Source organism: Bacillus sp. AFS017336 (assembly GCF_002555445.1).
Classification (GTDB): Bacteria; Bacillota; Bacilli; order Bacillales; family Bacillaceae_G; genus Gottfriedia.
On record NZ_NUCO01000024.1, the window covers coordinates 267,089 to 290,697 of the forward strand.

Annotated in this window: 23 protein-coding genes; 7 read left to right on the forward strand and 16 right to left on the reverse strand. The window is 33.8% G+C overall.

Annotation, left to right across the window (positions count from 1 at the left end):
- Positions 1-450: 450 nt before the first annotated feature.
- Positions 451-1,461 carry an alpha/beta hydrolase gene (locus tag CN601_RS15495; RefSeq protein ID WP_179865568.1) on the reverse strand — a complete coding sequence of 337 codons (1,011 nt, stop codon included), beginning with the start codon at positions 1,459-1,461 and terminating at the stop codon, positions 451-453.
- A gap of 250 nt (positions 1,462-1,711) precedes the next feature.
- Positions 1,712-1,993 (reverse strand): DUF3892 domain-containing protein, encoded by a 282-nt coding sequence (locus tag CN601_RS15500; protein ID WP_098171559.1) that lies wholly within the window; start codon positions 1,991-1,993, stop codon positions 1,712-1,714.
- A gap of 222 nt (positions 1,994-2,215) precedes the next feature.
- Here CN601_RS15500 and CN601_RS15505 point away from each other — a divergent pair, with 222 nt between their 5' ends.
- A complete protein-coding gene (locus CN601_RS15505) occupies positions 2,216-2,428 on the forward strand; it encodes a hypothetical protein (RefSeq protein WP_098171560.1) in 213 nt (70 codons plus the stop codon).
- Between the two features lie 592 nt (positions 2,429-3,020).
- Positions 3,021-3,485 (forward strand): hypothetical protein, encoded by a 465-nt coding sequence (locus CN601_RS15515; RefSeq protein ID WP_098116993.1) that lies wholly within the window; start codon positions 3,021-3,023, stop codon positions 3,483-3,485.
- A gap of 277 nt (positions 3,486-3,762) precedes the next feature.
- Here CN601_RS15515 and modA read toward each other — a convergent pair whose 3' ends face one another.
- Positions 3,763-4,569 (reverse strand): molybdate ABC transporter substrate-binding protein, encoded by an 807-nt coding sequence (gene modA, locus CN601_RS15520; protein ID WP_098171589.1) that lies wholly within the window; start codon positions 4,567-4,569, stop codon positions 3,763-3,765.
- 158 nt (positions 4,570-4,727) lie between these two features.
- Here modA and CN601_RS15525 point away from each other — a divergent pair, with 158 nt between their 5' ends.
- Positions 4,728-5,663: a substrate-binding domain-containing protein gene (locus tag CN601_RS15525; RefSeq protein ID WP_098171562.1), complete on the forward strand. Its 936-nt coding sequence runs from the start codon at positions 4,728-4,730 to the stop codon at positions 5,661-5,663.
- 36 nt (positions 5,664-5,699) lie between these two features.
- On the opposite strand, the gene CN601_RS15530 is transcribed toward CN601_RS15525, so the two are convergent.
- A complete protein-coding gene (locus CN601_RS15530) occupies positions 5,700-6,011 on the reverse strand; it encodes a LysR family transcriptional regulator (protein WP_098116990.1) in 312 nt (103 codons plus the stop codon).
- Positions 6,012-6,628: 617 nt separating this feature from the next.
- Here CN601_RS15530 and CN601_RS26970 point away from each other — a divergent pair.
- Positions 6,629-6,778 carry a hypothetical protein gene (locus tag CN601_RS26970; RefSeq protein ID WP_172445867.1) on the forward strand — a complete coding sequence of 50 codons (150 nt, stop codon included), beginning with the start codon at positions 6,629-6,631 and terminating at the stop codon, positions 6,776-6,778.
- A complete protein-coding gene (locus CN601_RS15535) occupies positions 6,775-7,590 on the forward strand; it encodes an SPFH domain-containing protein (RefSeq protein WP_098116989.1) in 816 nt (271 codons plus the stop codon). Before CN601_RS26970 ends, CN601_RS15535 begins: the two co-directional genes overlap by 4 nt.
- A gap of 171 nt (positions 7,591-7,761) precedes the next feature.
- Here the strand turns inward: CN601_RS15535 and CN601_RS15540 are convergent, their stop codons facing one another.
- From CN601_RS15540 to CN601_RS15550, 3 genes are read right to left on the reverse strand one after another with little or no spacing between them, the layout of a single operon-like run.
- Positions 7,762-8,901: an ABC transporter permease gene (locus tag CN601_RS15540; protein WP_098171590.1), complete on the reverse strand. Its 1,140-nt coding sequence runs from the start codon at positions 8,899-8,901 to the stop codon at positions 7,762-7,764.
- Positions 8,891-9,604, reverse strand: coding sequence for an ABC transporter ATP-binding protein (locus CN601_RS15545; protein WP_098117330.1), 714 nt, complete (start codon positions 9,602-9,604; stop codon positions 8,891-8,893). The genes CN601_RS15540 and CN601_RS15545 overlap by 11 nt, the downstream gene beginning before the upstream one ends.
- Positions 9,605-9,609: 5 nt before the next feature.
- Complete coding sequence (locus CN601_RS15550) at positions 9,610-10,857, reverse strand: efflux RND transporter periplasmic adaptor subunit (protein WP_098171563.1); 1,248 nt, start codon at positions 10,855-10,857, stop codon at positions 9,610-9,612.
- Between the two features lie 515 nt (positions 10,858-11,372).
- Between CN601_RS15550 and CN601_RS15555 the strand changes: the two genes are divergently transcribed.
- Positions 11,373-11,960, forward strand: coding sequence for a VanZ family protein (locus tag CN601_RS15555; RefSeq protein WP_179865569.1), 588 nt, complete (start codon positions 11,373-11,375; stop codon positions 11,958-11,960).
- A gap of 121 nt (positions 11,961-12,081) precedes the next feature.
- On the opposite strand, the gene CN601_RS15560 is transcribed toward CN601_RS15555, so the two are convergent.
- The 8 genes from CN601_RS15560 to CN601_RS15595 all read right to left on the reverse strand — a co-directional run bounded on the left by CN601_RS15560 (position 12,082) and on the right by CN601_RS15595 (position 21,648).
- The gene (locus CN601_RS15560; RefSeq protein ID WP_098171565.1) at positions 12,082-13,356 is read right to left on the reverse strand and encodes an MFS transporter; all 1,275 of its coding nucleotides are present in this window, start codon (positions 13,354-13,356) and stop codon (positions 12,082-12,084) included.
- A gap of 474 nt (positions 13,357-13,830) precedes the next feature.
- On the reverse strand, positions 13,831-15,303 hold the full coding sequence (locus tag CN601_RS15565; RefSeq protein WP_098116986.1) for a sodium:solute symporter family protein: 1,473 nt from the start codon (positions 15,301-15,303) through the stop codon (positions 13,831-13,833).
- A gap of 1 nt (position 15,304) precedes the next feature.
- The gene (locus tag CN601_RS15570) at positions 15,305-15,499 is read right to left on the reverse strand and encodes a DUF3311 domain-containing protein (protein WP_098171566.1); all 195 of its coding nucleotides are present in this window, start codon (positions 15,497-15,499) and stop codon (positions 15,305-15,307) included.
- 109 nt (positions 15,500-15,608) lie between these two features.
- Entirely contained in the window at positions 15,609-16,784 is a 1,176-nt protein-coding gene (locus CN601_RS15575) for a M20 family metallopeptidase (RefSeq protein WP_098171567.1), read from the reverse strand.
- 14 nt (positions 16,785-16,798) lie between these two features.
- Positions 16,799-18,028 carry a Zn-dependent hydrolase gene (locus CN601_RS15580; RefSeq protein ID WP_098116983.1) on the reverse strand — a complete coding sequence of 410 codons (1,230 nt, stop codon included), beginning with the start codon at positions 18,026-18,028 and terminating at the stop codon, positions 16,799-16,801.
- 144 nt (positions 18,029-18,172) lie between these two features.
- Entirely contained in the window at positions 18,173-19,474 is a 1,302-nt protein-coding gene (locus CN601_RS15585) for a transcriptional regulator (RefSeq protein ID WP_098171568.1), read from the reverse strand.
- Positions 19,475-19,485: 11 nt separating this feature from the next.
- On the reverse strand, positions 19,486-20,319 hold the full coding sequence (locus CN601_RS15590) for a DMT family transporter (protein WP_098116981.1): 834 nt from the start codon (positions 20,317-20,319) through the stop codon (positions 19,486-19,488).
- Between the two features lie 24 nt (positions 20,320-20,343).
- Positions 20,344-21,648 carry an amidohydrolase gene (locus CN601_RS15595; RefSeq protein WP_218923242.1) on the reverse strand — a complete coding sequence of 435 codons (1,305 nt, stop codon included), beginning with the start codon at positions 21,646-21,648 and terminating at the stop codon, positions 20,344-20,346.
- A gap of 649 nt (positions 21,649-22,297) precedes the next feature.
- On the opposite strand from CN601_RS15595, the gene CN601_RS26975 reads away from it, so the two are divergent.
- Positions 22,298-22,450, forward strand: a complete 153-nt coding sequence (locus CN601_RS26975) for a hypothetical protein (protein ID WP_179865570.1) — start codon at positions 22,298-22,300, stop codon at positions 22,448-22,450.
- 160 nt (positions 22,451-22,610) lie between these two features.
- On the opposite strand, the gene CN601_RS15600 is transcribed toward CN601_RS26975, so the two are convergent.
- On the reverse strand, positions 22,611-23,543 hold the full coding sequence (locus CN601_RS15600) for a LysR family transcriptional regulator (protein WP_179865571.1): 933 nt from the start codon (positions 23,541-23,543) through the stop codon (positions 22,611-22,613).
- Positions 23,544-23,609: the final 66 nt, after the last annotated feature.

A 23,609-nucleotide genomic window follows, 5' to 3' on the forward strand; every position in this document is an offset into this window, starting at 1 on the left:
TTCTTGTTTGTTAATATTGTTGGGAAATTGTCTACTACTTTGATTTCAAAATTTAAGTGAATCGCATTTTTATGGATCTATTGCCCTCTCTTTGTATTAAGACAACATTCTTTCCACATTTTTTAAAATTTTTCTATAAATACTTCTTCCCCATTTATCCAGTTATCCTGAAAACAAAATATAATATTTTGATAGAATTCGATCAGGTCCCATTACAAGATGTGTTCTAGATACGGATAATTTGTTAAATTTCGACCTTATTCGAGCTCCTTCCCCATTTACTATTATTAGTATACATAATCAGAATTTTCTAATAAAATTAGAAATATTAATATTAAATTAAGAAAATCTAATATTCTCTTGAAATTCGTCTTATTATCAATATTTACACAAAAAAACATCTTTCCTTTGATGGAAAAATGCCATTAATTAACAGAAATAAACCACTTTCTATGTTCCAAGTTGTTGTTTTATAAACTGCGCAATTTCAGTGTTCGCTTGCTTACTAATCGGTGAAGCCTTGTCCATTAACTGAAAATCATGAAACATACCTCTCCAGACTTTACATGTCACTTCTACACCTTGAAAATTCGCTTCAGCAGCATATGCTAAAATATCGTCCAATAGCTCTTCCCTTGCACCAGCGTGTATAAGCATTGGTGGTAGGCCTTTTAAATCACCATATAAAGGTGAAATTAAAGGATTTTTCCGATCATTATTTCCTACATATGTATCAATAATATTAATATCATTTCCGTGATAATTTGCGTGAATACTATCAAAATCAGAGGTGTATAATTGACTTTCTTTCGTTAAGTCAGTCGCCGGAGAGATTCCAACTACAGCAGACGGATATTTTCCATTTAACGTTTTTAATTGATTTAATAATGCAAATGTCAAATTACCACCCGCGCTATCCCCGACAATTACAACTTTTGACTTCGGACCAAATTTTTTGACTAGAGAATTATAGACCTTTTCAACATCTGTTAAACCTGCAGGATATGGATTTTCTGGTGAAAGTCTATACTGAATTGTTAATACTCTATAGCCTGTCTCTCTTGCTAAGATTGTTCCTAGATTTCTTGAATATACTAACCCACCTCTAGACCACCCTCCACCATGTACATAAAAAACAATTTTATCTTCGGGAGATTTGTCCGGTATTAACCATTCCGCTTTTGTCCCTTCAATTGTTTCTCCTTTTATTTTAATATTCGAAGGAGTCGGCACTATTTGTTTTTCAATTTCAATTCGTTTTTGCTCTAACGTTGCAGTTCTACCTTCTTTTGCTTTTTGTTTATATAATGCTCGAAGGTCTTCTGTTACTTTATTTGGTTTATCATTTTGATAGATCAGGGATGATTTACTTTCACCTTTAACAGTATTTTTTGAAGCAACTAAATAATTTCCGATTACTAAACAAAACACTAGCGAAAGAAATAAATATACTTTTTTCAAATTGGTTCCCAACCTTATTGGTATTTTTTGTCTTCTTTAATTAAAATTTCCATTTTCCTTTAAATTACTCAAATAAAGAAAACTCACCGATTGGCGAAGACAGAGGGGTAGTTGCACTTATACTTAATTCCTAAAATTGGAAACTGCGTCGTTTTTTCTTCTCCGCTGCCAATTTATACTTCCTTAATTAAAATGAAAAGGCACACGAAAACTCGTGCACCATTCATCGTCATATAAAAGATATAAAAAATTAAAAATTAGGGAGATTACTTAAATTATTCGTTGGATCTCCGTCGGGATACGAACGAAGTGTTTTATGTGGATTCTCACCACGCGTTAATCCTGTGTTAACATCTTCAATTTGTTCAAGTTCTGCCATTGCAATTGCTTGCTCAATTCCAACAATTTCACCGTTTTGAAATTTTACATCTGTAATATCACCATCGCCATTTTTTCTTACAGCGATAATATGTAATTTATTTGGATCATCATGATGTTCAGGATGTCCAATACCACGATTTTGAAATGACATACCCACACCTCCATTTTTTTGACACAAAAATAGTATGGCGGGATGAAAATACGTTTATCCTTCCAATTTCTTACAAGTCTATTCTGTTTACTATTAAGCATTAAATTTTCAATTAAAAGTTTGTTAAAGTTTTCACAAATTATCCACAGACAAATCTTAACGAACAATATACGATAGTTATGTAAAAATCAATCTAATCAACTTTCGAAAGAAGGAATCAGCATGACAACTGTTTTAGGTATGACAAGCGAAGGAAGATTAATGCACAAAATTGGCAATGGTTATTATCGTTATACAAAATTAAACAAAGACGAGCTTAAATTATTAAATTTACTTGTAAATGAAGGAATGGCGACAGTTATTAAAAAAGGAATCGGGTATGCTGCGCTTATAAAACTAACTGAACAAGGAAAACTTATTAGCAACGAGTGTTAATATCTATTTTAAATTGTTATAATCCCCTTTCTATATATCCCCCTTTAAGTAGAGGTTGTTTTACCATAGCATCTACTTAAAGGGATTTTTTTAGTTAGAATTAAAAGTTTTAGGGAATCTTGAAAAATGATAAACAAATAAATTTTGTACCAACTCAATATCTAAAAATATTCATAATGCCATAATCTATTTACCATTGCTTGGTGGTTGCATTGGCCTTAGTAAGTAAATTAAAAAGCAACAAACTCGGGTTTAATTCTAAGCAGAGTTATCATACTGTAAACTGCTAAAATGTTTTTGGTAGTCAGCATATCGTATAGCTGTTCATGAGGGAAAGTCCATTTCGGGGTTTCTCTTTTTTGATTTTGGAAAAAAGCTAAATATGGTGTCTGCCAACCGACGAGGGAGACCACTGAAAAAGTGAAGGCTTTCATTGAGAAAGCCTTCACTTTTTTATTTTTCTAATTTTTTCTTCACTATCCTTTTGTCTATTTTTGGAAAGATTAGGAAAAACTATAAATAAAAAGTTCGATATATAAAACATTTAGATGACAATTCAAACTTCAAAATTTTTAAAAAGTAGGTATATGATATGACTGAAGATTTTTTTGCTGACTATGAAAAATTTGTTGTTCCACCATTATATCAATATAAATTTGATAAATTAAAATTTAATCCTAAAGAGTATGCTATGTATTACATCTTAACCGTTTCATTAAATGACGCTCAAATAACAAATTGGGATGATGCAACTAAATACAATATTGACGTACGAAAAAGCATAGATCATGTATTGGAAGAATTTAATGAAAGAAAAGGTGGTAAATACTTCCTTCAATTACTTGAGTTTGACAATGAAAAGCCATATTTCGTTGTTGCTCTATCATTCAAAAATAAAATTGAAAAAGAAAAAATAAAAGATATTATTTCAAAGTATATTGAGCAATTAGTAGCGAACTCTTTTTATATTGGTCAAAACTGGTATTGGCTAATTGGGCAAAAAGGGAAAAGAGATCGTAAACTATTTAATATATCAATAAAAGAATTTACACACTGATGGTTTGGAACATTTGCCTTCCAAATGAAATGATTAGTTCGCATTTAGTATTGCACTCTTGTTTGATGGTTTCACCGACGGGCTTGTTGCTCCTTTCACAAATATCTCCCGGCTTCCTTGACTAAATGTATTAGCAACATATAGAAAAAAACCTGAACAGCCTACTTAACGTAATCTGCTCAGGTTTTATTTTTTACTATTACAGTCCGATTTCACTACTGTTCTAGTCGTCACAGTGTATCATCGATCTAGATATCAATAATATGCTCTGACTTAATTACAGTCCTTTAAACCCATACTTCTCTAAAATGTTCATCGATTCAGCATTTTGAAGATATTCATAGAATAATTGAGCTTCTTTAGGTTGTTTACTATTTTTAATTACACCTAATGGATAAATAATTGGATCATGTGTATTTTCAGCTGCTGTCGCTACAATTTTTACTTTTGAAGAAGTTAATGCATCTGTTTTATAAACAATACCTGCATCTACATTATTTGTTTCAACATATGAAAGTACTTGTCTAACATCCTTACCATATACTACTTTTCCTTCAATAGATTTCCAGATATTTAAGTTTTCTAATGTTTCTTTACCGTATTGTCCAGCTGGAACAGCTTCTGGAGTACCGATTGAAACTTTATCTGCCTTCGTAATATCTTCGAATGAGTTAATTGCTTTAGTTGAATCTTTTGGTACGACTAGCACTAATTCATTCCCAACCACATCTTTACCTTGACTCTTATCAATTAGTCCTTCTTGTACTAGGTTATTAAATTTGTCCTCTGCTGCCGAGAAGAAAAGATCTACCGGTGCTCCTTGAGAAATTTGTTGTTGTAGTGCTCCTGATGCACCAAAATTAAAATTAATTTTCACATTAGGATTAGACTTCTCAAAATTTGCTTTAATATCATTTAGTGCATCTTGCAAACTAGCTGCTGCTGAAATAGTCAGTTCTACTTTCTTTTGCGAAACTTCTTGTTTCGTGTCAGTTGTTTTTTTAGCTTGGTCATTAGTTGAACAACCAGATACAACTAGTCCTAATAACATCATCGAAAAAATTAAAGAATAAAGTTTCTTCATCATTCATCTGCCTTTCGTGTTTTAAATTAAATCCAGTTATATCTAATTATATTTAGTTATATCTAATTAAGAAATAAAATTTTTAAATTTTCATTAAAATTATTTGGAATATACTTTTTAAAATGCCTTAGGGTAAAATAAAGACTGGAGGGATGTAAATGACGATGGAACTTTCTTATACGATTGAAGAAGTGTCACAGTTTTTAAAAGTATCGAAATTAACCATTTATGACCTTGTAAAAAAAGGCGAATTACCTGTGTTCCGAGTGGGAAGACAGATGAGAATTGCAGCAAATGACTTGGATAATTATATAAAAAATCATAAAACAAATCAGCCTACTACATTATCTGCCTCTGTTTTCGAACCTCACAGAAGCAATCCAAAAGAAACCAATAATATAGTTATTAGTGGACAAGACTTAGTTTTAGATATTCTTGGGAAACATATTGAGAAAAATTCAACTTATAAATCGTTAAGATCCTTTACAGGAAGCTTAAACAGCCTAATTTCAATGTATAATGACGAATGCGACATCGTTAGTTTACATCTGTTTGATGGAGATACAGGTGAATATAATCTTCCATATCTAAAAAAAATTTTAGTGGGCAATCCTTATATTTTAATGAATCTTCTTTCCAGAAAAGCAGGCTTATACGTTAAAAAGGGTAACCCTTTAAATATTACCTCATGGAGTGATTTGAACCGGGAAGATGTAAAAATCATTAATAGGGAAAAAGGTTCAGGAGCACGAATTCTACTAGACGAACAACTGCGAATCAACGATATTTCTTATAAATACATAAAAGGATATGAGCATGAAGAAAATAATCATTTAAGTGTAGCCGCTGCCGTTGCGACAGGGGTAGGAGATGTCGGAGTCGGAATTGAAAAGGCTGCTAAAATGATTGGAATTGATTTTATTCCTTTAATAACAGAACAGTATGACCTAGTTATTTTAAAAAATGCTAAAAATGCACATCTCATAAATATTGTAAAAGATATCTTATCTTCCCATCAGTTTCAATCTGAGATCGATTCCATAGGAGATTATGATACTACTAAGACGGGAAAAGTCTTATTTGAGACAGAATAAAAGAAGGCTCCTTAAATGAAGCCTTCTTTTTTAATTCTATAAAATACTTACGTCATACATCAAATTGCGATTAACGGAAGATTTATTATTAAATGCTTTAATTTCTTCTTCCAGTTCCTTTATATTCAAAACTATATCCTTTATGATTGGAATAATTTGTAGTCCTTCAAATGAGGGGATCACTCTTGAATCCATATCACACTCAATTAATCTTACTCCTAGTTCAATTTCTAAACTAATAATTGATTCTTTAATATCAGTTTCACTAAGGTCGAATTTCTTTGCTGCAATTACAAAGGAACCACTTTCTAATACTTCAAAAAGATGTCTTAACTGTTCGATATTCATTTAGCCCCTCCTAAAAACTTGATGCTCTTCTTTTTCTCTAGCTTTATTATATTGAGTGTTGACGTAATTTTAATTTTGAAAAAAAATATCAATTTTAGTTTTCCTATGATTTTATCGTGATGCAATGATTCATCGAATAAATCTTTTTTTAATTTAACCATCCCCTCCTTAAAACTAACTGAACAAATATAAATTACTCCCACTTCAATAAGAAATCATTCTACAATTTGGGTCCAACTCCTGCTGATTTCATATTGGGTTATTTTCGCCTTTTTTGATCAATTTTTGATTTACTTTTTTAGCTCAATCGTAAAAAAATTGGGTGTTTTGTACATATTTTGGAAATTAACTTGATGTATATTACATTTTGAAAGTAAAAACCTCCCAAAACAGATGGTTTCTCGTGTAAGTTTTCTTATTGAAAGTGGGTTATTTTCTCAAATTCTTTGCGTCTTAATACTTCTATAATTCGGAAAAATAATTTAACTAAAAAAACCAGAAATCCCCCAATATTTCTTAGCAAATTTTAATTATTAATATGGCTTAAACCATTCTATAATTGCATATAAGAAATGAAAGATAGAAAACAAACTAACGACCACAATTGGGGGAATAACATGGTTTTCTTTTATCAATTCGGAATTTTAGTTGTTATTATTGGTGCTGTACTTTTCCTACTTTTTTATAAGGTTTTTATTAAGATTGGTAGATTATTTGATAATCGTATTCAAAAAATAAAAAAAGAAATTGGGAGAGATGAAGAGTGAAAGGCTTAAGAAGTCTTGTTGTAGGCGGGGTCATTATCGTAGGAGGCATTATTTATACGATCGGCGGTATGTCTCATATTAGTGTTGGTAGCATTGGGATTGAGAAGCATATGAGTGGACAAATTACTGAAGTACCTCAAGGTTTTCATTGGACTGGTTGGGGAGTTTCAGTGCAGGAGTATCCTACATATACACAATCATTAGTTTTATCAGATGATAAACACGAAGGTGGCAATACTGATCAAGCGTGGTCTGTCGGTACTGGAGATCAACAAGAACTACCGGTTAATACAAATTTAACGTGGAAAATTTCAACTAAAAATGTAGCTAATCTTTATCAATCAGTAGGTGGAAAAGATATTAGTTACATCAAAAATAATATCGTTAAACCGACAATGAAAAATGTTGTAAACAAAATCACTCATAAATATAGCTGGAATGACATTAAAGGTTCAAAGCAAGCTGATATTACCGAAGAAATTAATATTGAATTAGATACGGAACTAGCAAAGCAAGGTATTGAAGTCGGTACGTTTGGCTTTACACATGTAGGTTCGCCTGCTGGTATGGCGCAGTCACAAGCACAATTAGCAACTTCTGAACTAAATGTCAAAAAAGCATTAGCTGACCAAGAAAAAGCAAAAATCGAAAACCAAACAAAAATTCTAAATGCTGAAGCAGATGCTAAAGCAAATAAAATTTTAGCAGATTCACTCACTCCAGAGTTATTAAAGAAAATGGAAATGGATGCACGACAAAAATTTGGTTGGGTTACAGTTCAAGGCGGAACACCTTTAGTTCAAGCAAAATAAATAGCCAGTTAGCTCATGTTGATAAAATCAAAAACTACTAGTCTTTTTAAATAAATCAATTCCCCCCAACAGAATGTTTTCGAATAATCGTTTGAAATAACCTTAAAAGTATCAGATTTAAAAACATAAAAAGAGGATGCCCCATCATTTTGGGATATCCTCTTTCTTTTTTTATTCATATCGAAGGGCTTGAATCGGATCAAGCTTAGACGCTTTATTGGCTGGAAAAACACCAAATACTACTCCAACTAATAAAGAGAATACAAATGATAACAGCATAACTGGAACAGAGAATGCAATTGTCGTTCCTGTTGCTACTGTGTATATTTGAGCACTTATTACCCCAAGTCCTACGCCTATAATTCCGCCAAGAGAACTTAATACCATTGATTCAATAAGGAACTGAAGAAGAATACTTCCACGTTTTGCTCCAATTGCTTTTCGAATACCAATTTCTTTTGTACGCTCAGAAACCGATACAAGCATAATATTCATAATACCGATACCGCCTACAATAAGTGAGATTGCAGCACTTCCACCTAACATTAATGTCATTGTTTTATTAACAGATGAAGCTGTTTCCATTAAATCTTCAGGACTAGACACACTATAACTATCTTCATCACCAATTATCGTAAACATTTTTTGTTCAATTCTACGTTTTGTAAAGTTAACCATATCTTCATTTTCTACTTTAACATATACTGACCCAATTGAAGTTGTAGATGCTAAGCGTTGTGCAGTGCTAAGGGGAACAATAATTGTACTGTCTCCACTTGAACCTAACGAACTACCAACAGATTCAAGAACCCCAACAACTCTGTAAGATGTACCATTGACCTTAACAAATTGACCAACGGGATTTCCAAAACCAAATAATGTTTGCGCAGTTGTTGCGCCAAGTACAGCTATTTTTGAATGGTTATCATTATCTAAGTCTGCGATAAATCGACCAGATTGTAGCTCTAAATCTCTAACTTTTAAATAAGAAGAAGTTGTTCCTGTCATTGAAACTTGTGCGTTCGTTTCTCCATTTTTTACGGTTACTCTTCCTGAGACAGTCGGAGCAATTGCTTCTACTCCATTGACTTTCTCAAGTTGATTCGCATCATCTTCTTTGAATGTAACATCTGAGCCTGTAACACTTACAGTAAGGACATTTGTACCTAAACTTCCAATTTGATCTTGTACTTCCTTCGTTGATCCTTGCCCAATCGCAACCATAACAATTACGGAGGATACACCGATAATAATACCAAGCATTGTCAGGAACGCTCTTACTTTATTTCCTTTAATGCTTTTAAGCGCCATTTTCAGTGTCTGCAAACCATTCGCCTCCATTCTCGAACAGCTGGCCATCGTGAATTCGAACAACACGGCTTGCTTGTTTTGCTACTTCTAAATCATGTGTAATGAGAATAATCGTATGTCCTTGTTCATTTAATAAATTCATAATCTCCAATATTTCCTGACTCGTTTTACTATCAAGAGCACCAGTTGGTTCATCTGCTAGTAAAATTGGAGGGTTTCCAGCGAGGGCGCGCGCAATTGCGACACGCTGCTGTTGCCCCCCTGATAACTGAGTAGGTAAATGATTCGCCCGATCAACAAGTCCTACTTTTTTTAACGCTGAAAGAGCAAGTTCCCTTCTTTCAGCTGTTTTCAATCCTCTATAAATGAGTGGAAGTTCTACATTTTCAACCGCTGATAGCTTAGGAATAAGATTAAAATTTTGAAAGATAAATCCAATTTTTTCATTTCGTATCGTCGCTAGTTGCGAGCTCTTCATTTCCCCTACGTCTTCACTATCAATCAAATATTTTCCAGTATCTGGTGAATCTAAACATCCGATCATATTCATAAATGTTGACTTTCCTGAACCAGATGGGCCAATGATTGATATAAAATCGCCCTTGTGGATATCGAGGGATACACTCTGAAGAGCCATTACCGTTTCTCCACCAAGTTCATACATCTTCGTCATGTTTTTAATTTGAATAATGGGCTCATGCATAGTCATTATTTCCCTCCTTGTCCGCCACCAGTTTGATTTCTTTCAAAGTTTCTTCCTCCGAAGTTACCGCCTCCAGAGAATCCTCCACCTGAGAAGCCACCTTGGAATCCGCCGCCTTGCATCATAAATCCACCAGAAGAATTACCTCTAGATTGAACGCTAGGTATTTCAACAGCTTCTCCTTCTGTTAGTCCGCTTGTAATTTCTACATTCGTATCATTCGTGATACCAGTTTTCACAGTAACTTTCTTTGTAGATTGATTAGAATCGTCAGTAGATGTTGGAACTAGTACATATTTTTCATTTCCATTTTTATACACAGCTTCTACTGGAACGTATAACGCATTTTCTTTACTTTGAATTGAAATGCTCGCTTCTGTTGACATGCCAATTTTTAAACTTTTTGGATTTTTAATTTTTACAGTTACATCAAATGTAGAAACTCCATTTGTTGATGTTCCTTCATTTGATACTTTCAAAACAGTTCCATCGAATGTTTGCCCCTCAAAAGCACTTGCTGTAATTTTTACTGACTGTCCAACTTTTACCTTTGTTATATCTAATTCATCAACACTAATTGTTGTTTCCAAAGAACTGTAATTTGTCATATGTGCAACTGTCGCTGAACTTTGCACTGAATCGCCGCTTTTAACGTCAAGACTTGTAATTGTCCCAGAAACCGGTGCCTGTAGAATGCTTCCATCAGTAAAAGTTACAAGCGTTGCTCCAGCTTTTACAACATCGCCTTCCTTCACACTCACCGAATCTGCTACTAAACTGCTTCCTCCAGTATTTCCAGTACTAGAATTTCCAGAGGTACTACCACTGTCTTCACTTGTAATCGGTAAAGTTATACCATCTTCATCTTCCAAACGAAATAGTACTTTTCCTTGTGTTACTCCATTACCGTCTACCGCGTAAACCTTTGTGATTTCTCCATCCTTTGGAGCCGTCACAACATCACCATTCTCAAAAGTTGCAAGTGTGTCACCTTTATCTACTGATTCTCCAGAAGTAACACTTACACTTTCCACAATCTGCTTCGTATCTGCCGCTGTAACATCTTGGTCAGTCACTGCTGTTACAGAACCCGAACCAGTAACAGCTACCTCTAACTTCCCTTTTTGCGCCGTTATTGTTTGTGCTGTCGCCATAACACTTTGGGTTTGATTATTCTTCTTACTATATATGAACCAACCACTACCTCCCCCTACTACTACAACAATAACTGAAATAATAACCCACTTTTTCAATTTCCTTTCTCCTCTCCATTTTGAGATTGATTCGATTAATTTATAACTAATTAATCTTGAGCTAATTCACATAAATCCCGATCCTTGCGAACCTAAAAACAGGGCCTGTCTTTCGTTTATACAACATACTCCCTCTAATAAATGATTGCTCTTACTACGAATACCAGAGTTTGTTTTATATACTTTTTTTACTCCTCCTAATTTCTTTTGATAAGGTCATTTTGGATTGTGTACCTTAAATTTTCCTTAAAAGAAATCAAAGTTTTTTAATGGAGAGCGAGCTTAGGTTAATTTTGGAGCGTTTAAAAATAAATAATCCCCTTCTATGTTTTTAGAAGGGGATTTGGTTTACTAGTTTCTATTTAGTTAGTTCTGACTAATTCTTAAAAGCTTACTCCTGAAGAATATTCTTCACAAAAGCTTCTAAATTTTGACTTATAAGTAGTGAAAGAAAATAAAAAAGTATGGTATTGTCAAGATGTAATAATGGTTTGATTTGGAGGAGATTCTCTAAAATGAGGGAAACAAGGATAGATTTTGATACTGGCTGGATATTGTATGGATCTATAATTATATTATTAATGATATTGTTTGTTTTAAAGGTAAAATTCAAAAAAGATATTGTTTATTTATTCTTTTTTTCTATTATGTTTATCTATTTATGTTCTCTTATAAATTATACCCAATTTCCAATCATGGCATATCAACATCTTAGGGATATAATTGGGCAACATGTATTCAGAAACATGAATTTGGTTCCTCTTATAAATCTTACAAAACAAGACTTTAGGATTTCATTACTTAATGTTTTAATGACAATACCGTTTGGTTTTGGACTTCCTTTTATCACAAAAGGTACATTTAAAAAAATAGCCATAGCAGGATTATTGATAGGAGTCATAATTGAGTCATTGCAAGGGCTTATTGGACTACTTAATGGTTATACTGATAGAGTTGTTGATATTAATGACGTCATATTTAATTTTACAGGAACGTTAATTGGATATAGTATATTTAAAGTGTTTTCTTATCTATTTAAGTTATCTATAAAAAAAGCTAATATAAAATTAAGCTCGCTATTAAAACATATACATGATGCTTAAGAAGTAATTTCATTTGATAAACGTCTTAGAATGTTAAAAAACATTCTAAGACGTTTGTATTTTAAAAATTCTTAGAGTACACCCGCAAAAATACCACAGTTTTTAAAACCGTGGTAGAAATTCATAAACTAGTTGTTTGTTTAATAGATTCGTCATTATTAAAATCGTTCAAAGAAGGTAAATTTCTAATCGTTTTATTAATTAACCAATAAATGCCACATAAAACACTACCAATACCGTTCAACATTACAACAATTTGTACCCCATAAATTCCTGCCATATAACCTCCAAATAGTGCACCTAAAGGCATTCCAATGGTTAATAATGTACCTACTGCACTAGATACTCTTCCTAACATATCATTCGGTGTTACTTTTTGTGTAATTGTCACGCTAGCATTACTACATATTCCACTGGGAATACCTGATAAAAATACAAATAGGAGGCATAAGTAATTTAAACCATAAATCATAGAAATTATAGAAGTTATCCATAGAAATCCATTTGCCAATTGACTCATAAATAAGATCGTTCCTGTTTTGTAATTAGCTATCTTTTTGAAAGAAAAGGAACCCACTAAAGTACCAACAGAATAGGCACCAAGAAAAAATCCGTAATAGGAAACTCCACCCATTTTTCTACTAAACTCAGGCAAAACTACTATAGCTGCCGCAAACATAAAATTTGCTAAAATCCCTGGAAATTTCGAATGAAATAATACTGGATTTTTTAAAAATTTCAAGCCAAGAACTAAATCAGTTTTATACCCTTCTAAATTGAAACTCGTTTTATTAGCCCTTTCCAATCCTTTAATTTTTTTCAATTTATTTGTCTTGATATAACAAAAACAAACCGCCGCTATTAAAAATGTAAAAGCATCTACTAAAAAAACATTAACTGTACCAATTAAAGCAATAATTGCTCCTGAAAGACTTTTAAAAATTAATGAAGATCCTCGATAAGCTAGGTTCATTAGAGCATTTGCTTGCATTAAGTCTTTGTCTTTTACCAAAACAGGAACCAAAGCACTTTCCGCAGGATATGTAAACTGTATACAAATTGCTGCTAAAGTAATAATACCCAATAATATGTAAACATTTAAAATATCCATATAGTGCAGGACTGGTATGCTACCAATTAACAGCATTTGTGAAATTTCACTTAAAACAATTATTTTCTTCAGATTTCCTCTATCGACGATTGGACCTACAAATACAGCCAAAAGCTCTGGCAAATACGCTAGTGCTCCTGCAAGACCGGTATAAAAACTATTGTTAGTTAATTCGTAAACTAGCCACATTATCGCAACATTATAGAGATTATCTCCTATATTTGTTAAAAGTCTTCCTGTAAATAAGAAAGAGAAATCTTTATTGATAAAGTATTTTTTAATCATAATTTTTTATTACCTTTCTAAAAACACCTATTACTAGATTTTTTTAACATGTGAAATATTTTAATAGAATTACTATAAAACTGGTAAACTTTCTTCTAGGATTGTTAAAAATATCTAATATCATTTTTAGAATATCATTCTGAAAACAAGATTTCGGTTGGGGAATTTGAAAACTCTGTTAACTTTTTTGGTAGTTTTTTACATTTCCCCTTACTACTACTTAACTCACAGTAGCTTAAAGTGATATGGTTCACTATTTTTTTGTTGTCCCACCTTGAAATTTCTATACATGCCTGCAAAAAAGGTGTGATTAAATTAATTTTCAACTGAAATCAAAAAAAGCTTGTAGACGAATGACATTACCATTGTCTACAAGCTTTAATTTTAATAAATATTATTTGGTTTGCTCCATGTTTCCGTCAAAACTAGGTTCCGACTTTACCCGATACACCATTGTTTCAATTCAATACTAAACTAAGCAACAATTTCTTTCTTACTTTGAACCGCAATATTTTTAGTAAGTAAGCTTACAACAACTAAAAATACAAGATTTACAACTAAACCAATAACACCAATATTCATGTCTTTAATGTATTGAGGCAGTGATGGGAATAATGTTCCAATTGTTGTATTACTTATAGTCACATAAGTAACTGTTGCAACTCCAGTAAGAATACCAGCAAATGCTCCTTGTTTCGTTACAAAGTTATTTTTCATTAAACTACAGATAAGAGTTGGGAATAGTTGAGTAACTAGACTGTATCCCATTAAAAGCAGGGTTACTAATGAAGTTCCACCGTTAAATGTGAAATAAACTGCGAATAGAGCAACAGCAGGAACAAGGTATTTAGCTAAAGTAGCAACTTGCTTTTCTGAAGCAGAAGGTACAAACACTTTATAAATATTTTTTGAAATTAATGTAGCAGATGCCATTAAAATCATTGAACCAGGTACGATTGCAGTCAATACGCCTGCTCCTCCAATGATTCCGACAAACCATGGGTTAAAAGATTGTTTACTTAATTTTAATAAAGAAAGATCGGCAGCTGGACCTTGTAATCCAGGAACTTGAAGAATAGCTGCAAATCCTACGAAGAACACAAAAAGCAATACAAGTTGATATAAAGGCATTATAATAGCATTTCTACGAAATACGTTTTCACTTTTAGCTGAGTAAATAGAGCCAAATGTATGAGGCCACATATAAAAACCTATAGCTGTTAAAAGAACTGTAGAATTAAACCAAGATACACTTAATCCCTCTTTTGGAAGAGTTAGAAAACCTGGTTTTGCTTTATCAACTGCTTCAAACATCGCTTGAAACCCACCATAATAATGATAAGGAAGATAGATTCCTAGAAAAAGTACAACAACTAGAATCATAATATCCTTTAATGCTGCAGTCCAAGCAGATCCATGGATACCAGATATCATCACGTATATTGTTACAGAAATTGCACCGATCCAAATCGCAACAGTTGGTGAAATCAATCCATAAGAAGCTTCTGAAACAATGCTCCCCAAACCTTTTAATTGTAGAACCAGGTAAGGAATAACAGCAGCTACTCCAACAAGTGAAACTAAAACTCCAAGGGCTTTACTTTTGTATTTACTTGCGAAAAAGTCCGGTTGGGACATTAAATTATTTTCTTTTGCGTATTTCCAAATTTTTGGTAGCAACCAATAAGACATAATATAAGCAAGTGCGCCGTAAGCAGTGATATAGTAAGTTGGTCCTCCTTTTCCGTACGCCCAACCACTTCCACCTAGGAATGTAAAGGTTGTATAGATTTCACCAGCCATAAGAAGAAAGACAAAAATTGTACCAAATCCTCTTCCTCCAACACTCCATTGCTCAAGATTCATGTCCTTCCCTTTCCTAGCTTGAATCCCTAGAAAGATTGATACTGCTAGAAAGAGAAATATTATAATTAATGCACTATTCATCTTATCTGCCCTCCTTACTTGTCGAATCTAATTTGTAGATAATCCACATAATTGGTGTTGAAATAACGGTCCATAACACGACCCAAAAAAGAAGAAATGGCATTCCTAATACATATGGATCAACCTGATTTGCCCAAGATGAAAAACCGAGAATAGCAATAAATGGAATAAGCGCTAATAAATGATAGATCTTCAAAAATTGTTCCCCTCTTCCAATGTTAAATTTATACTAGTTCAAAAATTCAGAAATATTAAAAGGTAGATTAAGTAGAGTCATTTAAATGAGTCTACTTAATCAAAAACTATTAATCTAAAAGTTTAAATGTAGCATGAACAAATGTGTTTACACCAATTTCTAATGCTTCCTCATCTATTGTAAAACGAGCATGATGATGCGGATAGACGATATCTTTTTCTTTATTTCCCGCTCCTACATAGAAGTAAGTGCCCGGTGCCTTTTGTTGGTAAGCAGAGAAATCTTCCCCTCCCATGTTTGGTTTCATTAGTTCAAGAGTCTCTTCACCAAACACTTCCAGAACAGTTTCTTCGATCGCCTTCGTAAGTTCGTCATTATTGATAACTGGGCGGTATCCTAACTCATATTTAAATTTGTATTGTGCACCATGTGCCTCCGTTATTCCTTTTACAACTCGCTCCATAAGTGCAGGAACCGATTTTCTAAGTTCAGCATCGAAACTACGAACAGTTCCGCATATTTCAACTGATCCTGGAATTACGTTATGGGTTGTACCAGCTACAAATTGAGTAACAGATAAAACTAGATTATCAAGTGGATCTGTATTTCTTGAAACGATATGTTGAAGATTGGTTACAACCTGGGCAGCAACAGCAATTGAATCGATCGTGTCATGAGGAAGTGCTGCATGTCCACCTTTACCTTCTACTGTGATATAGAAAGTATCCGGTGCAGCCATCATCGGGCCATACGCTACTCCTACTTTTCCTAGTTTCATAGGAGCCCAAAGATGTGCGCCTATTACCATATCTACTCCATCCATTACACCAGCTTGTACCATTTCCTCGGCACCACCAGGGAACAATTCTTCAGCGTGTTGAAACAAAAAGCGAACTTCACCTTTAACCTCTTCTTTTAAACTAGTTAAAATCTTTGCCGTGCCTAGAAGCATTGCAGTATGACCATCGTGCCCACAAGCATGCATCACACCTGGATTTTCAGAGGCAAATTCAAAAGTGTTTTCCTCCTCGATCGGTAAAGCATCCATATCAGCGCGAATAGCTAGCACCTTTCCAGGCTGCGACCCAATCAGTCGAGCCATAACACTTGTCTTAGTTGGACGTGATAATTCTAAATTTCCGAAAGATTGAAGTGTTTCATACACATATTGAGCTGTTTTTTCTTCATGAAAAGATAACTCTGGATGTTGGTGGAAATGTCTTCTCCACGCAATTACTTCCTCTTTTGTTTGTTCTACTAATTTGTCTAATGCTATTGTTTGCATTATTGTTTCCTCCTCTATTCATTATTTGATAACTGAAGTACGGTATGATAAAGTACGTTAGCACCGTCTGTACAATCTTCCTTTGAACTCCATTCGGCGGGATTGTGGCTAATGCCATCTTTTGACCGGATAAAAAGCATCCCAATTGGACATAGACTTGTAAGCTGCATGCAATCATGCCCAGCTCCACTTGGTAGGAATAATGTTTCCACACCAGTTTTTTCACACGCTAATTTTGCAATATCCTGAATTTCATTAGAGCATAATGATGGTTTAATACGCTGCAGTACTTCAATTTGTAATCCTACGCCGCGTTGTTCACATAAAATTTGCGACCCTTCTAAAATTCGATTTTCCACCTGATCACGAATTTCTTCATTTACATCGCGGAGGTCCAAAGTAAATTCTACCTTCCCAGGAATAATATTGATTCCTCCTGGAAACAGCTGCAATTGACCAACTGTTCCAACCGTTGAACCTGTCTTAGATGATTCCTTTTCTATTAGTTGAATAATTTGAGATGCAGCAACTAAGGCATCGTTACGATCATTCATTGGCGTTGTCCCCGCATGTCCTGCTTTTCCTTCAATTATGAATTTAAGCCATAACGGGCCAGCGATTCCTGTAACAATACCAACTGATAAATTACTGTTCTCAAGCACTTTTCCTTGTTCAATATGTAATTCCACATAGGCTTTTACTGATCCGTTACTTCTAACTGACTGTTCAATTAATAATGGATCATATCCAGCATCTGTCATTGCTTGCGCTATCGTAATCCCTTGTTTATCCTTATTTTGAAGATCCTCTAGTTTGAGCGTTCCAGCAATTCCACGGCTGCCAATCATGCCAAAGCTAAATCTTGCTCCTTCTTCATCGGTAAATGCAATCACTTCAATTGGATGCTCTGTTGTGATTCCCTGCTCGTTCATCGTTTGTAGGATTTCAATCCCCGATAGAACACCAAGTGGTCCGTCAAAGTTCCCACCGTTATATACAGAATCAACGTGTGAGCCCACTAAGACAACCGGTGCGTTTGGGTTATTGCCCTCCTTACGTCCAACAAGATTTCCAACAGTATCTTCATATACATTTAATCCTGCTTCAATCATATAAGTAGTAACCAAGTCTTTAGCTTTTCTCTCTTCTTCGCTAAAAGACAAACGAGTAATCCCTCCAGACTCTCGTTTTCCTATGGCTCCTAACTCCATAAGGCGATTCCACAATCGGTCCTGATTAATCATTTTTCCTCCCATTTAATCTTTATTTAAGGTCTATTTATGGCTATGACCATAACTATATCACTAATTATTTATTTTGTTAAGTAATAATATTCAGAATATTTAATATGAAATAAAAAAAAAACGGTAAATTCATTCTTTACCGTTTCACAGAATAATTTTATAAATGTTCCTTGGCCTTCCACGTGAATAAGGCGTTTCCTCACCAATCACCTGAGCAATTCCTTGTTCCTCTAATTCTTTTAATATTCTACGAGCGCTCCTCGGCATGATTTGCATATACTGTGCCAGCTCATGTGCTCCAATCTCACTCTTTCCTATTTTTCGAAGAATTGACTCTAGTTTACTTAGTGTAGAAATACTAAGTGAAGTTTTTTCGCTAATTTCCTGTAGTTCTTTTGAAACATAGGAGTATGTGATACTTTCTTCTCTTCCTAACGGACCTGCAATCGTTTGATTATCGAGAGCAACCATCCAGCTTCCTTTTCCATGCTCTCTAGCATGAAATAAAGCTCTACCTGCATGAATTTCTGCTTCGTAAGCCGTTTTGCCGATTCCAATACCACAAGTAATTACTTCTTTCTTTAACTCTTCCAGATCTTCCAAATTCGGAATAACAGAAAACTCATTCGTTATATCCTGTAATAGTCCGCGTGTTGTAAAAATGACATATCTACCAGGACCTGCGGATTTAAGTGATCCTTGAATTTTATTGGCGTATACTAGTAACTTCTCAGCCATTTTAATTTCAATTTTATACATTTCATCGGTAGAAAAAGTATCCTTCGCCAATCCAAAAAACGAGTCGATTTCAATCATTTGAACTGCAATTTGACTTTGTTTAAAATGCAACATCTCATATGTTCTAAGCGCTAAATTTAGAACCGAATCAATAGCTGATTTAGCAGGTAGTACTCGATAAACTGGGACACCCATTTTCTCAAGTTCAATATGTGCAGATCGCAAACATGTAACTGCTGCTTTCGTCTTCCCGCTTTTCCATAACTCATAATGGTATCCGGCAAGTATCTTTGCATCAATTTCTCCTTCATAATATTTCAGATAAAGATCATTTGCTTTAATTTCTGCTTCATCCAAAATGCTTTTCAGTTCATCCATTTGGAAGTTATCAAAGCTGATCTGCTCCATTGCAATCTCGTTATGATAGAATATTTGTAATAAAGTTTTATAGAGACTCGGTCCAGTATGTGGAGTAAAAAACATCGGTTTAGAAATGCCACCCCATTCTTTTGCTATTGCATACGGAACCTTACCTGAAAAGAGCCAAATATCAAAGTTATTTGCAATTGGTTTTAGAAGGTCAACAATCTCCTCTTCTCTCCAATAGATGATCGGAACGCATTCAAATTCAGGGTATTCCTTTATAACAGATTGAATAACGTCAATTGAATCATCCGATCCAAGTAGACCTAAACGGATTTTTTTCATCTTTTCCTCCACTATTCTATGATAAATAAAATTCCTAAAATAGTAATACAACAGGCAATCAACTTAGCCGCTGTAATTTTTTCCTTGTAATAAATTCGAGCTAAAACTAAAGCAAATATTGGCGATGTATAGGCTAAAGCTACAACTAGAGTCCCATCGGCCATCTTTAAAGCAGCAAACAGTGCGATCCATTGAGCAATTGCAAGTACACCACGCATTGAAAGATGTTTATTCAGTCCAGGATACCAAATTTTCGGACGATATAACAAATAGATTATTAGTGCAATTCCAGTAGCCCTAAAAAAGTAAAGTGTAGGAGCATTGATCAATTCATGAACAAGCAGCTGTTGAGTAGGAACCATACTGAGTCCAGCAGATACTGCTGCTGCAACCCCAAACAAATTTCCAGGCTTTTTAATTTCTACTATTGGAGACAACAAGTTTTTCCCTTTAATATTTAGAAAATACACACCAAGAACAATAAGCAGGACCGGTATTAAAATATGTATATCAAATCCATGCAAAATGCTATTTGGAATAAACGTAAATAATGGTGTCAGCGCAGTATACACTGCTAGTTGAGATACTTCTATTCGTCCTAACGCTAAGAAAAATGATACATTTGACACTGTATCTAATAAAATTACAATTAATAACAGACCCATTGAAACTGGGGTAGCAGAAAATGAATAATACCACGGCATTACACAGCCAAGTAGTATAGTAACGACTAGAAAAGAAGTCACGATAAAACTATTATTATCTTTCATTTGCAATGTTATTTTTTTAGCATACAGCGCATTCACTGCATTCAAAAAGGAACTGATTAATGCAAGAAAAAACATATTCTTTTCTCCTCTCTTTCTATATTAATATCCTGCTAAATGAATTAGGATGTTGCCATAAACTTCAACTGCAAACGGAATTGTTTTTTCGTTAAAGTCGAATGCACAGTTATGATGACCTGCCGCCAATTCAGTTCCAAACAATAGATAAGTAGCCATTCCACCATTCGCTTGAACCCTTTTCATCATATAAGTTACATCTTCAGAAGCAAGAAAAGGCTGAGAAATAACAATCTCACTCGTTTGTTTAACTTTTGATCCAATACCGTATACAAGGTTTGCAAGATCTGAATCACATACTGCTGAAATTGAACGGCCAACTACTTCTGTTTGTTCCTTAACCCCATACATTTGAGCAGCTGCTTGAATGATACGAAGTGACTCATCCTTCATATATTGGTCAACCTCATTTGTCGTCCCTCTTGTTTCAAACTTTAACTTAGCATGGCCCGGGATAATATTTCGACCTTCTCCACCTTGAATAACGCCTACATTTACTCTGGAATCTCCTAAGCCATGACGTGAGATTGCATACAATTGCAAAGTGATTGTAGATGCAGCAAGGATTGCATTTCTACCTTCATGCGGTGCTAATGCTGCATGTGCCTGCACACCTTCCAGTTCTAAATCAATCTTAGTCGATGCGAAAAAGTCAGTTACGCTACAAACGAGTTGATTTTGTTTAGTTGCAGTTACACCAATATGACCACTAAAGAAATAATTAACATCTTCTAAGACACCAGCGTCAACCATTGCCCTCGCACCACGTGCACCTTCTTCAGCAGGTTGAAAGATAAGTTTAATTTTTCCTGCCAGCTTCTCTTTCATATTAGAAACCAACTGTGCCAATCCCAACCCAATAGCGATATGACCATCATGACCACAAGCATGCATCCAGCCCTCTACTTTCGAACTAAAATTCTGGTTCCATGGTACATGACTTGTTCCTTTGTCCTCAGAAATTTCTAATGCATCAATATCAAATCGGTAGGCAAGTGTTGGGCCAATTCGCCCAGTATCCCAAACTCCTACAACACCAGTTAGCCCATCCTCCATTTTCTCAATCCAATAAGGATTAGCACCAAATGAAATTGCCCGATCCTTCGCTTCCTGAATTGTTTTTTCATCTGGCACACCCATTCTAGATTCAGGTACAATGATTTCTTTTCCTACTTTTACTTCAAAACCCAATTCTGATAAGAAATCTGCTATAAGAGATGATGTTCGGAATTCCGTCCATCCAATCTCCGGAAAACAGTGGATATTACGCCTAACATTGATCAAATCTTCTTCCATATTATCAACCAACTGTGAGATTAATTCCTCCAAATTACTTACCTCCTTATTAATTGAGCTTTAGCATTTTTATATTTTCGGTTGAATTCAGGTTACGACCATAATTATAGACTATTCTGACACTTTTGGATAGAAAGCTAAAATACTATTTTGTTAGATGATTCTTTTATACTATTTTAGTTGTTAGGATTCTCTATGATGTTATTTTCATAGGAATTCTTCAAATAGGGCTGAACGTTTTTTAATCTTCTTGGACAACGATATCAGGGAATCAGCATTTACCCCAATATACAACAAGATAGTCTGTTATATTTTCCCACGCCTTATCGGTTAATTTTTATTCCTCCCTCCACACTTTCTATTTAATGGATGATTGTATTCCTCTTAAATATTAGAAGAAATTAATGTAATTAACATAAAATTAAGCAATACTTAATACAAAGTTAAGAAAACCAAAAGGTAATTCCATCAATTTTTGGGAAACTGTAGTAGTTTTATAAATAATTAACAAATATAATTATTATTGTTCTTAATTAAGAAAAATATTAAAAAAGGAATATTCCTATCTAAAAGAAGATACTTCTAACGTTAGTAATCGAGATTAAAAATGAAAGATTAATAAAAAAATAGGCGTGGCTTCTATACTAAGTCACTCTTTTTGAATTCAGGGAGGAAAATGGAAATGGAAAAGAAACCAATATTTTATGATGGAAGTAATCTAGTGGAAAGTACGAATCAGGAAGATCAAATTAAAACAAATGTAAAGAATGATGAAACTAAAGTGACAGATGATATGAGAAAAAACATTAGTGGGAACCCGTACATATTTGAATAAGATTCAACTAAAGCATTGCGGTTGATAAAATTCAAGAACCCCTGTTTATCACTCCATCTCTTTAAGGTAGATGTATAAATCATAAATCAGACAAGAAACATTTTCTTTGAAACAAACTAAAAAGAAGGTTACTGAATTAACCTTCTTTTTGGATATAAAATCATTCTGCATTAAATTCTTCTTTTAATTTCTCTATATAATTCTCCAATATTTTTGAATATCTTTTTTTACTAGACATACAACACACATATTGGATTTCTATATCTTCGTAATCTACTATATCTATTAACTTAACATCTTCATTAAGAGTATAATTTATACCAGTGAAGTAAGGTACAAATGTGACACCTAAGTTATTATTAATAGCTCTAAAAATTGTTTCAACATTTGTAGATGTAAATAATTCCTTCATATCGCCGAATTTTTTATAAAAATTATCTTTAAACCATTTAATATACACACCATTATAAACAATAAGTGTTTCTTTAACGATTTCTTGTGGCGTAGCAAATGACTTTTTTGCTAAGGGAGACTTTTTACTTACTAATAACTTCATTTTAGCTACGAATAAATTTTGATAAGTTAGATGTTCGGTATTTTCTAGTATATGATTAGTAAGTGGTACGATGCCTATATCACTACGTCCCTCTAGTACATCCTCAACAATTTCAAGGGCTGGTTTTAGAAAGATATCGATTGTGATATTAGGATATTCTTCCTTAATCGTTGAAATTGGACTTAAAAGTTGTGTAGTAAACCCTGGTCCTGAAGATATTTTTAAATTGCCGGTCACATTATCATTAATTAATTGTGTTGAATGAATTAGTTCTTGATATTTTAGAATGATCTCACTCGCTAATTTAATGATCTTTTCTCCTTCAATTGTAGGAAGAACATTATTTCCACCTCTTGCTCGCTCGAATAATTTTATATTTAGTTTTTTTTCGATACTAACAATTGATTGACTAATCGCGGACTGACTCACGAATAAATTTTGTGAAGCAATCGAGAAGGAACCAGTTTTTGCAACTTCAACTAGATACTCTAATTTTTGTATATTCATGTTGTAAATATTTGTACTGTTGATATCCATACGCTTCTCCTTCATATACAATTATTAGTATTTTACCACTATTTGAACGAATTTTATCTAGTTATT